General features: G+C 40.7%; 10 protein-coding genes. 6 read left to right on the forward strand and 4 right to left on the reverse strand.

What is annotated here, in order from left to right:
• Positions 1 to 131 precede the first annotated feature (131 nt).
• The 4 genes from PSH50_RS05185 (at position 132) to PSH50_RS05200 (ending at position 2,932) form a co-directional block, all read left to right on the forward strand.
• Positions 132 to 923: a crotonase/enoyl-CoA hydratase family protein gene (locus tag PSH50_RS05185; protein WP_054982702.1), complete on the forward strand. Its 792-nt coding sequence runs from the start codon at positions 132 to 134 to the stop codon at positions 921 to 923.
• Between the two features lie 72 nt (positions 924 to 995).
• Positions 996 to 1,349: a CidA/LrgA family protein gene (locus tag PSH50_RS05190; protein WP_004586211.1), complete on the forward strand. Its 354-nt coding sequence runs from the start codon at positions 996 to 998 to the stop codon at positions 1,347 to 1,349.
• Positions 1,342 to 2,061 carry an LrgB family protein gene (locus tag PSH50_RS05195; RefSeq protein ID WP_121637848.1) on the forward strand — a complete coding sequence of 240 codons (720 nt, stop codon included), beginning with the start codon at positions 1,342 to 1,344 and terminating at the stop codon, positions 2,059 to 2,061. Before PSH50_RS05190 ends, PSH50_RS05195 begins: the two co-directional genes overlap by 8 nt.
• A gap of 37 nt (positions 2,062 to 2,098) precedes the next feature.
• Positions 2,099 to 2,932: a mechanosensitive ion channel family protein gene (locus tag PSH50_RS05200; protein ID WP_029774567.1), complete on the forward strand. Its 834-nt coding sequence runs from the start codon at positions 2,099 to 2,101 to the stop codon at positions 2,930 to 2,932.
• Positions 2,933 to 2,974: 42 nt separating this feature from the next.
• Here PSH50_RS05200 and PSH50_RS05205 read toward each other — a convergent pair whose 3' ends face one another.
• The 4 genes from PSH50_RS05205 to PSH50_RS05220 form a co-directional block, all read right to left on the reverse strand.
• The gene (locus PSH50_RS05205) at positions 2,975 to 4,327 is read right to left on the reverse strand and encodes a magnesium transporter (protein ID WP_024033089.1); all 1,353 of its coding nucleotides are present in this window, start codon (positions 4,325 to 4,327) and stop codon (positions 2,975 to 2,977) included.
• Positions 4,328 to 4,596: 269 nt separating this feature from the next.
• Entirely contained in the window at positions 4,597 to 5,346 is a 750-nt protein-coding gene (locus PSH50_RS05210) for a serine/threonine protein kinase (protein ID WP_273587470.1), read from the reverse strand.
• Positions 5,347 to 5,492: 146 nt separating this feature from the next.
• A complete protein-coding gene (locus PSH50_RS05215; RefSeq protein ID WP_052026274.1) occupies positions 5,493 to 5,966 on the reverse strand; it encodes a MarR family winged helix-turn-helix transcriptional regulator in 474 nt (157 codons plus the stop codon).
• A 304-nt stretch (positions 5,967 to 6,270) separates the two neighbouring features.
• Positions 6,271 to 7,938, reverse strand: a complete 1,668-nt coding sequence (locus PSH50_RS05220) for a methyl-accepting chemotaxis protein (RefSeq protein ID WP_273587469.1) — start codon at positions 7,936 to 7,938, stop codon at positions 6,271 to 6,273.
• A gap of 406 nt (positions 7,939 to 8,344) precedes the next feature.
• On the opposite strand from PSH50_RS05220, the gene PSH50_RS05225 reads away from it, so the two are divergent.
• Both PSH50_RS05225 and PSH50_RS05230 read left to right on the forward strand, forming a co-directional pair.
• Positions 8,345 to 11,053 (forward strand): endo alpha-1,4 polygalactosaminidase, encoded by a 2,709-nt coding sequence (locus PSH50_RS05225; RefSeq protein WP_273587468.1) that lies wholly within the window; start codon positions 8,345 to 8,347, stop codon positions 11,051 to 11,053.
• Positions 11,053 to 14,340 carry a tetratricopeptide repeat protein gene (locus PSH50_RS05230; RefSeq protein ID WP_273587467.1) on the forward strand — a complete coding sequence of 1,096 codons (3,288 nt, stop codon included), beginning with the start codon at positions 11,053 to 11,055 and terminating at the stop codon, positions 14,338 to 14,340. Before PSH50_RS05225 ends, PSH50_RS05230 begins: the two co-directional genes overlap by 1 nt.
• Positions 14,341 to 14,350 lie beyond the last annotated feature (10 nt).

Genomic DNA, 14,350 nt, shown 5'->3' on the forward strand with positions numbered 1-14,350 from the left:
AATAAGATTTAAAGTGCTTTGACTAAAAAAGTTAAAAATAATTCAATTTATTTTTTATTATAAAACAAACCGTTACTTTACTTAGTAAGGCGTACATCATAAGCTCAAACACATGATAATAGGAGAGCGCAATGATAAAACTAGAAATACAACAAGGCATTGCTAACGTTATTTTAAGCCGCGCAGAAAAACAAAATGCACTTAGCTTTGATATGTTCATGCAATTAAACAGCACTATTAAACGTATAAAAAAAGATAAAAGTGTTCGCGCCGTAGTAATAAAAGGTGATGGTGAGCATTTTTGCTCAGGGCTTGATGTGGCTGCAGTGATGGCCTCACCATTAAACATTGTTAGGCTGTTGCTAAAATGGCTACCTGGCAATCAAAACCTAGCGCAAAAAGTGGTACTGGGCTGGCAATCGTTAAGCGTACCTGTGATTGCGCAAATAAACGGAAATTGTTTAGGGGGTGGGCTACAAATAGCATTGGGCGCCGACTATAGAATTGTTGATACCCAAGCAAAACTAGCCATTATGGAAGCGCGTTGGGGGCTATGCCCCGATATGGGCGCTAATGTAGTGCTTGCTGGTTTATTAAAGCGCGACCAAGCGCTGTGGCTGGCAAGCCATGCCAATCCTATTAGTGCACACACGGCCTACGAGCTGGGGTTAGTCACAGAGCTTACAGACAATACCGAACAGGCCACGCAGCGCATGTTAAATATATTACGTGAACGCTCCCCCGATACACTGGCAGCGATAAAGCGCGTTACTCAACAAAGCTACACAACAAACCAACGACAAATTTTAGCTAAAGAAACGTTTAGCCAAATTCGCTTGTTACTCAATCCTAATACTAAAAAAGCAATTGCCAAAGCAAAAGGGAAAACAGATATAAGCTATGCAAATTCAAAGCGCTGGTAAGACTAAATTAGCATTTAATAATAGTGCGTATTTGCTAACGTTAATTTCTTTCTATATTAATGAGCCATTATCATGAAGTACTTGCTTAGCAGTGCAATTATTTTACTGTGCTTAGGGTGTGCTAAATTAATAATGCACTTAATTGGTGGCAGCTTCCCTGCACCGCTCCTTGGCATGGTTATTTTACTGAGTTTATTACTGTTAGGTGTAGTGAAAGAGCACCATATTAAGCCCTCGGCCTCCCCTATTTTAAATATTATGCCAATATTTTTTATACCCGCGGGGGTAGGATTTATCGAGCACATTGCACTTATTAAGCTGCATTGGCCCTATTTGGTTTTGGTTATTTTGCTAGTCCCTGCCAGTACGCTTTTACTGGTAAGCAGCGTTGTTGGCTATGTTAAAGGTAAAAATAACAATGACTGAGCTGCACCTTACGCTATGGTACTTAACAACTCCCGCTATTATTTTGCTGTTTTTATTATTAAGAGCGTTTAATAAACACTGGCAGCACAGCATAGTAAAGTCGCTCACCAACCCAGTGTTTTTAAGTATTGCGATTATTGCCTTAGTACTTGTTAATTTAAAATTACCTTATGCTGATTTTTCCACGCATAGCCAACTACTTAGTTGGCTATTAGAGCCTGCTATAGTGGCACTGGCCTTACCTTTGTATCAGCAGTTTATACATGTCAGAAAAAATCTACTGTTAATAGTAAGCACCTGTAGCTTAGGCATTATTAACGCCACAGTGGTGGCTTTTATTTTAAGTATTTTATTTGATGTACCCGCCAATTTAAGCGCCTCCGTAGCTGCGTTAAGTGTAACTACGCCTATTTCGTTAATAGTTACTGAGTCCTTAGGGGGGATTAGCTCTCTTGCCGCAGCATTAGTTATATTTATTGGCTTACTAGGTGCGCTCTTTGGGTTAATGCTCATTAAGTGGATAGGTGTTAATAACCAGCAAGCTCAAGGAATAGCAATGGGAACTGCGTGCCATGCTATAGGCACCGCAGCAGCACTGGACGAGCACCCAAAAATAGGCGCGTTTTCCTCGGTTGCTATGGCTTTAAGCGCATTATTAACCGCCATAATAGTCCCTGTGCTATATCCTTTTTTAGTCAACACTTTGCTATAGTTAGCAAAAAATAATTACGCAATATAAAGAGCCCACTATGATCAGTTCTGAAATAGAACAATTTGAAAAATACTACACCATGCTCACTGAGTATTTAGTTACCTACAGCATGCAAATTGTGGGTGCCGTTTTTATTCTTATACTAGGTTTGTGGGTGGCTAAAAAACTCTCAAATTTAGTCGCTAAATTGATGGCTCGTCACAATGTCGATATCACGCTTACCAGCTTTGTCAGTAACGTGGTAAAAGTATTGCTTATTGTGATGGTTGTAGTGATAGCACTTGGCAAAATAGGCATTAGTGTTACCCCCTTTGTAGCGGCTATAGGTGCTGCCTCTCTAGGTGCGGGTTTGGCCTTACAAGGAATGCTTTCAAACTATGGCGCTGGCCTTGCTATTATTGCCACGCGCCCTTTTGTGGTAGGCGATACCATTGAAGTAAAAGGGGTCAGCGGCCAAGTAAAAACAATTGAGCTGGGTTACACCATTTTAATTGATGAAGAAAAGGTAGAAATCACTATTCCTAACAAGCACATAGTGGGTGAAATTATTCACAACTCGTTTAGCTACTCGTTAGTTAAAGGAGAAATAGACATAGCCTATACTGCCTGCGCTGATACCGCTGTTAGCCTTATTGAAGAAGTATTAAAGGCTCATGATCAGGTGGCTCAAAACCCTATTTCTCAAGTAGGCATAGAGCGCTTTGCCGATAGCGGCGTAACCATTAGTTATCGCTATTGGGTGCCTACAACCAAAATAATAGAAACCAAGCTTGCTATAAACGCAGGCGTTTATAAAGCCATTAATAGCGCTGAGATAGAAATACCCTTTCCGCAGCGGGTGGTTACTATTAAAGAACGCGACCTTTCTTAATAACAAACAAAGCCGCTTAATGCGGCTTTGTTGTTTTTTAGCTTAAAGCAGTAATAAACTGCCTAACCCTAAAAAGGTCACAAACCCAACTATATCGGTAACCGTGGTTAATATTACCGAGCCAGAAAGCGCAGGGTCTATTTTCATTTTGTCTAAAATAGACGGTATAACAACCCCAGCTAACGACGCAGCAACTAAATTAAGCAATATAGCAACGGTAATTGTAATGCTTAGCATTATGTCGCTAAACCAAACAAAGGTGAGCGCGCCAATCACTAATGCCCACACTAAGCCGTTCACCGCACCCACCCGTAGCTCCTTTTTTAAAAGTGCATTGCGGTTAGAGTCGGTTACCTGGCCAAGCGCTAAACCGCGCACTATTACCGTTAAAGTTTGACTCCCGGCGATTCCGCCCATAGAGGCCACCACAGGCATAAGTACCGCCAGTGCCACAACTTGCTCTATTGTTGCGCCAAATAAGCCAATAAACCACGATGCTAAAAACGCAGTGGCTAAATTTATACCCAGCCAAATTCCCCGGTTTTTAGCACTTTTTCTTACACTGGCAAACAGGTCTTCGTCTTCGCGTAAACCACCAGCTTTGGCAGCAGCTTCGTCGGCAATTTCTTGGCGTAGTTCGTATGCCGAGCTAATGGTTAAACGCCCGACTAATTTGTTATCGGTATTAACCACCGGCATGGCCATTTTTTCACTGTGAATAACCACTTCTGCCGCTTCGTATAAATCATCATCAGCATGCAATGATGAAAAATCATAGTTTGCCAGCGCCAATAGGTTATCGCCTTCATCGGCTTTTATTAAATCATTTACTGCAAGTTCACCTATTAGGCTGCCTTGGCGGCTAACTAAATACACAACTTCGCTGTATTGCGGCAAACCTTTGTGCAGTAATTTTTTAACGCCTGCAATTGTTGCTTTTTCAGTTATTTTTAGAAAGTCGAAACCAACCCAGTGACCTAATTGCTCAGGCGGATACTGCTGAGCAAGATCGTATTGTTTCGTTTGTGCTTCATCGAGTTGCTTTTTAGCATAATCAACAAAGCGCTCAGGAATAACCTCTTCAAGCTCAAGTAATTCTTCAACATTCACTTCATCTAATAGCGCGTATGCCTCGCTATCATCTAAGGTTTGTAGTAACCATAAGCAGCTGTCATCGCTCAGGGTGACGAATATTTCATGCTGCGTGTCTTTATCTAATAACTGCCAAATTTCTAGACGCTGTTCTTTTGGGATGGCCTCAAAAAGTAGCGATAGGTGCTCAGTAGATAAATTAAGCTGTGCATCGGCTAAAAGCTGGCTTTTTTGCGTGTGTGTTTCGCATTGTAATAAATCGTTTATTAGCTGCGGTAGTTGGTCGACTGGATACTCAATCATCTTGAAACCTTAAATTTTAAAATGCACATTGCTTATAGTTTACTTGAACAATAAAAAATTGCAGAAAAAACCTAAACTTATTAAGACGCTTTAAGCTTTGATGGTTGAAACTGCGCTCATTATTTTTGCGCATTGTAGGGGTAAAAACACCAGCGATACTACTGTTTATTTTAAAATTAAAAAAGAAATTATTGGCCTTATTTTTAACCAAAAAAAAGCCCATAAAGCTAAGCTGTTATGGGCAAAGTCACACAATGAAAAAAGGGGAATTAAAATCTATCGGTTAAGTTACGTATTAGGTCAGAGTCTACAAACTGCGTGACCATTGCAGCACCCCATGCATATGCACGTTGTATTGGGTAGCCTTTAAATATCCAGCGTTTACGAACATGGTTAAAACGCTGTAAATACTGCTGCTTAGCACGCGGCAAAGGTGTACGACTTAGCTTATCCCACGCTTTATATACGCCCGACATGTCAGAGCCGCGCATAAAACGTTGCAACCAACGCGCAAAGCGCGAAAAGCTAATGGTTGACTGAAAATCAATGATATAAGGCTTGCCATCGCTACCACATAATATATTGCCCATATTACGTAAATCTAAATGTACAATGCCTAGGCGGTGCATTTTTGCAACTTGGCGTTCAAGCTCAATAAAAAATTCAACAGGCAACGTCTCACCCTGGTGTATTAAGCTCCTAAGCGGCGTGCCTTCTATGTAGTCATACGCCACCGCTATCGGCGATAAACGGCTAAACCGATTAGCAACTGCATCAAGCGGTGCTAAGCGGCTCAACCCTTTAAATTCTTGATTTACAGAAAGCTTGGCAAAGGTTTTACGAATAAACCACGGGCTTTGGCTAAAGTCTTTTACTATTAAGTCAAACGTATCATCTTTGTACCTGTATACAATTGCGTTCGCAAAACGCCCTTTATGAACAACACTTAAATACTGTTGCATAAATACATGTTCAGGAAACTGCTGCTGTAATTGTGATAACAACTTATTTTCAATCATAACAAACCTAACAAGATGATAACTTTAATTGCCTAGGCAACTATATTAGCAAAGTTGGATTTGCCGCACAATTAGATCTAGTACTTAGCAGGCTAAGTTTTTATTGAAACAGTATCGCTAAAATGTTGATAATCTTTTTTAGAGATTTAAGAAGGTGTATCTAGGTTGTTTATTGCTCGGTTTAGTAAGTCCATAACGCTGTGTTTTTCATTTTCAGAAAAACCGCTAAGTGCTTTTTCGTACACTTGATTTACTAAGGGCATTATTTGCGGATAAAGCGCTTTGCCTTTATCACTTAAACTTAAAAGTGTAGAGCGTTTATCAAACTCACATTGTGTTTTTTCAATTAAGTCTTTTTCTTCTAAACGCTTTAACAAACGGCTCATCGCGCCTTTATCGTACACCATATGATCGCTCAGTCCGGCTAATGTGTTTACTGAGCCACGCGCTAATAGCACTACCACAATATATTGCGCAGAGGTTAAGTCCATACAATCGAGTTGGGCATCGATGTGTGTGGCAATTTTTGAACGTAAAAACGATATCAACCGGCCTAGGTCTTGCTCTGCTACGAGCGTTTCGGGGTCAGCGTTTTGTACTGAAGGCATACTTTGTTGCATATTAGGGTTACTCTGTTTATTCAAAATGCGTGTAATAGACTACACATAATTAATAAAATTCCCTAGGGTTAGCGAACTTTCAAAAATAAAAATTTGTTCTAGCTAGGGTCTGACATGTTTGGCGTTAATACGCCTATGCCTTTGCAGCAACCTTAAAATATAAGCACAGCTTTACCAAATAAAAGTACGTTGCTAAAAATTCAACTTCAAAAAGTAAACTCCCCCTAAACCATTTTGTATTTAAAATAAAAAGCCGCAACATAAGTTGCGGCTAGTAGTGGTTTATGCAATGCCGTTTTAAATTTTAAACCTTAAACTGCCCTATTAACTGTCCTAAGTTTTCACCGCGCCCTGCTAAATGCTGGCTAACCTCAGAGGTGGCCTTACTTGCTTGGGTTAGTTCATTAACAATTTCTTGAATGGCAAACACATTACGATTTATCTCTTCCGTCACTGAGCTTTGCTCTGTTGCAGCGGTTGCAATTTGCGTACTCATGTCGTTAATGGTGGTAACCGACGTAGTCACAGCACCTAAACTTTGCGATATATCGCGCGATGACTCAACTGAGCGATTACAACTTGCTTGGCTCGCCTGCATGGCATTTACCGCGGCGCCCACTAAGTTATGTAATTCAGTTAGCATTTCACTAATTTCATGGGTACTAAGTTGTGTACGACTCGCTAAGCTCCTTACTTCATCAGCCACCACGGCAAAACCCCTACCCTGCTCGCCGGCACGTGCGGCTTCTATGGCGGCGTTAAGTGCAAGCAAGTTAGTTTGCTCGGCAATGCCACCTATTACACTAAGTACACTGTCTATTTTTTTAGATTGCTCACTTAAAGAGTTTACCTGATCAGCTGCTAGGTTAATTTCGCCCATAAGGTTGGAAACTTCACTTAGGGAAATATCTACGCACTCTTGCGCTTTTGCCACTTCTAGCGTTGCCGTATGAGTAGACTCAGCAACTTGCGTGGTATTTTTAGCCACTTCGTGAGAAGTAGCCGACATTTCGGTAATCGCTGTTGCAACTAAATCTGTTTCGTGGTTATGATTAAGCAGTTTATTTTCAAACAGTTTTGTTTGCGAATTAATATCGCTTGAGGCGTTTTTTACATCATTAGTAACATCAGCCACATTACTTATAATGCTTTGCAGCTTGCTAACAAACACATTAAACGATTCGCCCAACTGCCCTATTTCATCGTGCGTATGTATAGCTAGGCGTTTTGTTAAGTCGCCTTCACCTTTAGCAATATCATCTAAGCTTTGGCCCATTATTTGGATAGGTTTAACCATAGCGTTAGACGCTAAAAGTGCGCCCACTACGCTAACCACAACCCAAAATAAGGCAATCAATAACAAGGTGGTTATTTTTTCACGAGTATGCGATTGCATAGTTTGTTTATAATTTGCAAGCTCTGTTTGTATATCATCCATATAGGCACCCGTACCAATCATCCAATCGGTACCTGGTATCATTACGGCATAGCCTATTTTCTCTACTAACCCGTTGGTATTTGGCTTTTGAAAATGGTAATTAAATGCCCCGCCACCTTTACGTGCTTGCTCTAATAATCCAACAATTATTTTTTTACCATTTGGGTCTGTCATCCCTATTTTATTTTGCCCTTCAATAACACTTCCTAACAGGGCATGGAACACGCTAACGCCACGTGTGTCGTAAATAAAAAAGTAACCGTCGTCACCAAAAGTAAGCTCCCTAAGGATATTTTTAACACTTTGTGTTGATCCGTTATCTAACTGATGGCGTACCAACTTGCTTGCTATTTCCACTTCAGTGGCAAGTAGCGTGTGTTTGTCTTTAATGAGTTTAGATTTAATTGTTTCAAAATTTTGTTGCTGGTTTTGCGATTCTAAATAGTACGAGCTGGCCATTAAGCTAATTAATAACAAGCTCAACGGTAAAATAGCCAGTAGTAAAAGTTTATTTCTCAAGCTTAAGTTACTCATTAAATCTCCACAAATAGGGTATGCACGTTATCACTGTCTGCTTTGCAGTAATCAACGCAATAAAGTAAGCATGTAATAGGTCACTATTTATATCAATTTATAAATAGCGCAGGGGGTTGCCAAGGGCTGGCAAGGTGGGCGCATTATAATTAGATTACAGCGCTTTAGATATACATTATCACTCGACATTAGTCGCAATTTCATATCGAAAACACTGTGCAGTAAGGCGTTTTTATTACCTTTTACTTAGTTAATACCCAAGCAATTCCACCACTATTCATCTCACATTAAGGTAGCCAGGCATTTTTATTTAACATATAATCATCACAATTCTAATAATAAATACTTATACAAAAAGCGGGGCAATGTTCAACGTTAACTTAGGCTGTGGTTTTTAAAAATAATAATGAAGTACTTCTTATATCTAACGTTGTTGATTTGTTTAAACGTGTGCGCGCAACCTGCTAACAAGAGCATTGCCTTTTATTACTCATCCCCCATGCCGCTGGCTGAAATGACCTTTTACTCACGGGTTGTTGTGCAGCCGCAAAGCATCACTCAACACGAACTTAATTGGCTTAAAGAGCGCAACATTAGCGTATACGCTTATTTAAGTGTGGGAGAATCGTTTACTGAAAATGAATCCTCAGTAGCAAAAAATCCACACTGGAATAGCCATATTGCTGATTTAACCGCTGAGCATTGGCAACAACACCTGCAAAAACAAGCACGTGAATTACAACAACGAGGCTTTAACGGTTTATTTTTAGATACGCTCGACAGCTACCAATTATTAAAACCCGATTACGATAAAGCGGCTCAACAAGTGGGGCTTGTGAATATAATTAAAGGTTTGTCGAGTACATTTAATAAACATTTAATTTTAAATAGAGGGTTTGAGCTACTGCCACAGCTTAACGATTACGTCTCTGATTTAGTTGCCGAGGGGCTATTTAGCCACTTTAATCCAGTAGATAACAGCTACAAACTTACCACTGAGAACGATCAAGCTTGGTTAAATGAAAAGCTTCATAAAGCACAATCACTGGGCTTTAACGTACAGGTAATTGATTACGCTAAACCACAGCAGCGCCTTGCGATGGCTAAGCAAATTATTGCCCAAGGTTATGCTCCTTGGGTTACTGATGGGCACCTTCAAACTTGGGGGACATCAAATATACAGCCAGTGCCTAGGCGCATACTTATTCCATACAACAGTAATGTAAAGCCACTTATATACACTACGGTTCACTTAAAGCTTGCCACAATGATTGAGTATTTAGGCTACATACCTGATTACATAGACATGGCTAACACGCCCTTACCTAAAGTAGATACCAGCCTCCATGCTGGCATTATCTCTTGGACGACGAGCGATCAATTTTATAATGCACAGGTTATTGAGTGGCTCGAAAGTAACTTAGGCGTGGTACCGCAACTGGTACTTGGCGAGCTCCCTCCTTCTAATAAGTTACTTAAAAGCTTAGGAGTAGAGCCTTTTAATTTGCCTTCAAATGGGCCTTATAAACTCGCAGCTATGTCATCTTGGCTCAAGGGTGAGTCAACCACTGCGCCCGCTATTGTAAAGCCCTATTTATTAACACTTGCAGAGAATGCGCAATCATTAATATCAATACACGCTGAAGATGGCACCACCCTAACCCAAGGAAGTAAAACTAAGTACGGCTCACTTATCGCTGCACCTTGGCTTATAGATACACTGCCTATGGAGGGCAGTAACTGGGTTGTAGACCCCAAAGCCGTGTTAACTAAGGCAATGGGGCTTGCGCCTATACTAGCCCCAGATACAACTACATTAAGCGGTCGGCGTATGCTAACACTTCATATTGATGGCGACGGCTTTACGAGCATTGCACACTTTGCAGGTAAACCTTACGCAGCAGAAGTTGTGCGCGATGAAGTTATAAAAAAATACAAGCTACCACTGACCTCCTCAATTATCCAAGCCGATATTGAGCCTAACGGATTGCATGGCGCTGACAGCCCAAAACTTGAAAAAATAGCCAAAGAAATTTTTGCGCTTCCTTATGTCGAAGTTGCATCACACACTTACAGCCACCCCTATTTTTGGACAGCCTTGTCAGGTAGAAAAGAAATAAATAAAGACGACACCGACTACGGGTTTCATTTAGATGTACCCGGTTATGACGCCATCGATTTAAATAAAGAAATAACAGGCTCAATAAATTACATTAATGAGCGACTCGCACCAAAAAATAAAAAAACCGTGATGATGCTATGGTCAGGTGATGCAACCCCAGGCCCAAAAGCCCTCGAACTTGCCCGCGATGCCGGTGTAATTAACGTTAATGGAGGAAATACCGACGTAAATGCCGACAATCCAAGCTTGTCGCATATATCACCTATTGGCCGTCCTGAGCGAGATTTGCTGTATCAAATATACGCGCCCATTTTAAACGAAAATGTTTACACCAATTTATGGCACGGCCCTTACTATGGTTTTAAACGCTTAGTAGAAACATTTGAAATAACCGAAAAACCATACAGGTTAAAGCCTTACACAATTTACTTTCATTTTTACTCTGGCGAAGTGCCAGCAGGGCTTGATGCGCTGCATTACAATATTGATTACGTATTAGCCAGAGAAAATACCCCGGTCCATTTAAGTCAATATGCACGCATTGCCAAAGATTTTTATTTTTCTGCGCTCGCTAAAAATACGCGTGGCGAATGGCTATTTAGTTCTAAATATATAAAAACGCTGCGCTTGCCTACTATTTTTGATGTGCCCAATATGACTAACAGCCAGGGTATTTTAGGGGTAACCGCGCAAGGAAACTATATTCACGTGGGCGATGAAATAGCGACTATTAACTTTGATCATACAACGCCAGATAACCAACCTTATTTGCTCTCTGCTAATGTCGCGTTTAGTAATTGGCAGGTAAACGGCCCTGTCAGCTTTAAAGCGTGGATTGAGGCTAAAATTGAGCTTAAAAATGCTCGCAATTGTCAATTCATTTCGCATATGGGAAAGCGCTTTAGCGGAAAAACCTTTGCCAATACAACGCAGTTTACATTACCTGCTGGCGAATTTTATGGCTATTTAAACTGCGCAACAAGGGCTCAATAATGAATAACAAAAAGCGCCCTCACTTAGTATCAGTTAAAACCATTTTAATTATATTAGCGGTTAGTTGCTTTTCACTTTACGCGCTGTTTCCGCACACCTTATTTTTTGAAGACGACTCGCTATCGCAAGATTATACCTTTGAAAAAACCTACTTAAATGCCGCATTAAGTAGCGATCCTAATAATGAAAAACTACGCGCCAAAAAAATAGCCATTCACCTGGGCTTAAATGAGTATTCGCAAGCGACTAACGAGCTTGAAAAACTCCCTAAGAGCGATACAAAAACTGAAGTAGAAATAAAACTTTTATACGCATTGTGGGTTGATAGTGGCGCAAATAAAGATGACCGTTTTGAAGAACTAACACTTAAACTTGCGGCATTTAAACACTGGGATAGCCAGTTATTAAATATAGCTAAAGCCACGGGGCTCAATGTAAACGTAGCGCAATATTATGAGCAACAAGCACAGCCATTATTAGCCGCTGATTTTTGGTTAGGCGCAGGTGAGCCTGGCAAAGCGCTCGCTATTTATAAAACCCACATTAATGCCGATGTAGCCCAAAAAGCCATTGAAACTGCACTGGGTGCTAACAATCCAAAACAAGCTTACACATGGTGGAAAAAATACGGTGATACCGCTAATACCGAGCGTACATTATATTTTGCAAGCTTAGCGGGTGATAATAAAGAAGCCTTAAAAGCAGTAGAAAAATTATTAAAAACTCAGCCTAATAACAGCGAATATTTAACCAAAGCCATGCATTTAAACTTAGCCAATGGCAATGCAAACGCAGCTGAACAATTAATCGCAAAGTTATTACTTAAAACACCCAATGATAAAGCGCTGAGGCTTTTAAATTGGAAAATTATGCGCTGGCAAAATAAGCCTAAACAGGCGCTTAAAGAATTTAAATGGTTAATGGCCCATAAAGCCGTTGATGTAGCTATGCTGACCGACAGCATTAATGATGCGAATGCCTTGTACTTATATCAAGATGCCAACGACATTTACGAATATAAAGCGCAAAACCGACAGCTTAAAGACAACGGATTTGCAAATTGGATGCAAACCAACGAATTTATTGGTAACGCAAAACAAGAGCTTAATCATATTGAGCGCTATGAGCAAATAAACGGAAAAACACCTCTTTCACAATATTGGAAAGCCAAGGTGTTACACGATACCGGTAATTTAGCTGGGCTGAGAGCTTTGTGGCCTCACTACGCAGGGCCGAAAAACGAAGAAGACTTACTTTGGCTTGCAAGAGCGCATTGGTTAAACGATGACTTTACAACCGCTTTGGCCATTTTAAAACAAAAAGCACGTAGTAACGATGATGAGTTTTGGGGCGCCCGCGTTGATATGGCTTTGCGTGTAAATGATAAAAAAGAAGAGCTGTACGCTTTAGAGCAATTAAAAAACATTAGCCCACTGAGTGTAGGTGATATGCTGCATTATCAGCAGCTAAAATTTGCCGACAACCCACAAGGGTTATTAAATTACCTATGGCAACAAACCGCACTCACTGATAGACAGTTAATCCAAATTACCTTATTAAGCACGCAAATTGGCGATGAAGAACACGTTACTCGTGCTCATCAGGCTCTTGAAAAACAACGTTATAATAAAGCGCTTTACCCTGCATGGTTAATATTATCAAACTGGTACCAAAATCAAAGTGACTTAAATTACGCATACACAACACTTAACCGCGCAGCAAAACTAAGTGAATACAATCCCGATGTGGTACTAGCGCAAGGCTGGCTTGCATTGCAAATGCACGACACCATTATGATTAAGCGTATTTTAGCTAACTACTCAAGCAATGAACCCAGCCGAGAGTGGGCACAATTACTGGCGAGTTTATCTATTCATCAAAAAGCCTTTAATAGTGCTTATTTTTATCTGCGCCAATTAGCCATTAGTAACCCTCGAGATTTAACTACTTTAGTAAATTTAGCCGATGTTATGAACCAGTTAGGCTACTACGCTAATGCCAGCGAACTTAAACATTATTTATTAAACCATTTACCAAAAGACAAATACGCATACCGAGGTTTAATGATCCAATGGGCCGGCGCAATGGCCGTGCCCCACTTACGCCAATTTAGCAGCTTAGATGACATAGCGCCTGAGGCTATAAACAACGCAACCGCCAACTGGTGGTTAGCCAGACGCGCAGCACAAAAGCTTGAGCCATGGCAAAAGCTACAATTGGCTATGAGCAACGGCGAGTTTAATAAAGTAAAGGCACTGGTAAATACGCAAACGTTAGGCAAAATAGATGAGCTAAGTGCTTTGCTCTATTTAAGGCAGCCTTATGCAACTATGCAGCGTTGGTATGAGGAATTAACACAAGAGCCAACACAAGCCGAAACGTCTTTATTACGTAATGCCCGCACCAGCTACTTTAGAGCATTAGAGATTAACCTATCCCCTGAGGCCGGTTTAAATACCAGCCAGTACGATGTAAATGTTTATTTTCCGTATGCTAAAGGGCAATGGAAACTTAGCATTAGCAATCAACAAAACTTAAATAACAACGGGTTACTGTTTGCCATAGAAGATAAAATGACATGGGGTCGTTGGTACTTTGATGCAAAAGTAGACTCTCATCAGGGCAATTTAATGAGCCGCCAAGGCTTGAGCCTAGATGCGCGTTACCAGTGGGACTCGCGCACGCAAGTAGGTGTAAAACTTGAGCACAACGTTGAAAACCGCCAATCAGAAACCTTACTTAGCTTTGCCAAATTAAATAAAACCACGGCTTATATAAATTACGCTATTGATGGGCGTCAAAACGTGCAGTTCTCGGCAGCCGCAATGGCATTTAAGCGCCGCAGTGATAGCTCAACGCTTGTCAGCGGACAAGAATATAACGCCCGTTATCAATACACTATTTTAAAAGACCGCCCTATTTGGAGTACTTATCTTAGTGCTCAATGGCAAGACTTTGAACGCACATTAGCCCCTTTAGGCATAGATCAAAGAGCGCGACCGCTGCTTATTGATATGCAACCTTTTAGGCGCTTTGCTCTGGGCACTTCGCTTTCGTCAAACTCAAACTTAGCCCCCCCTTATTTAGGCGAAAGCCCCTCGTGGTTATTCGACATCAGTACGGGTTATCAAACGTTAAACGACACCCTCGACATTTCAGTAACAAGTGGTGCGGGCTGGTCAGTGCTAGGGGATGATTTATTTAAATTACAGCTGGGTTATCAAAGTAGTAATAAAGTGGGTAACTCAGATACACAATTACAATTAGGCTATTACGTACATTTTTAATGTTAGGAGA

Origin of the sequence: Pseudoalteromonas sp. Angola-7, assembly GCF_028599255.1 — a bacterium.
Lineage (GTDB): Bacteria > Pseudomonadota > Gammaproteobacteria > Enterobacterales > Alteromonadaceae > Pseudoalteromonas > Pseudoalteromonas atlantica.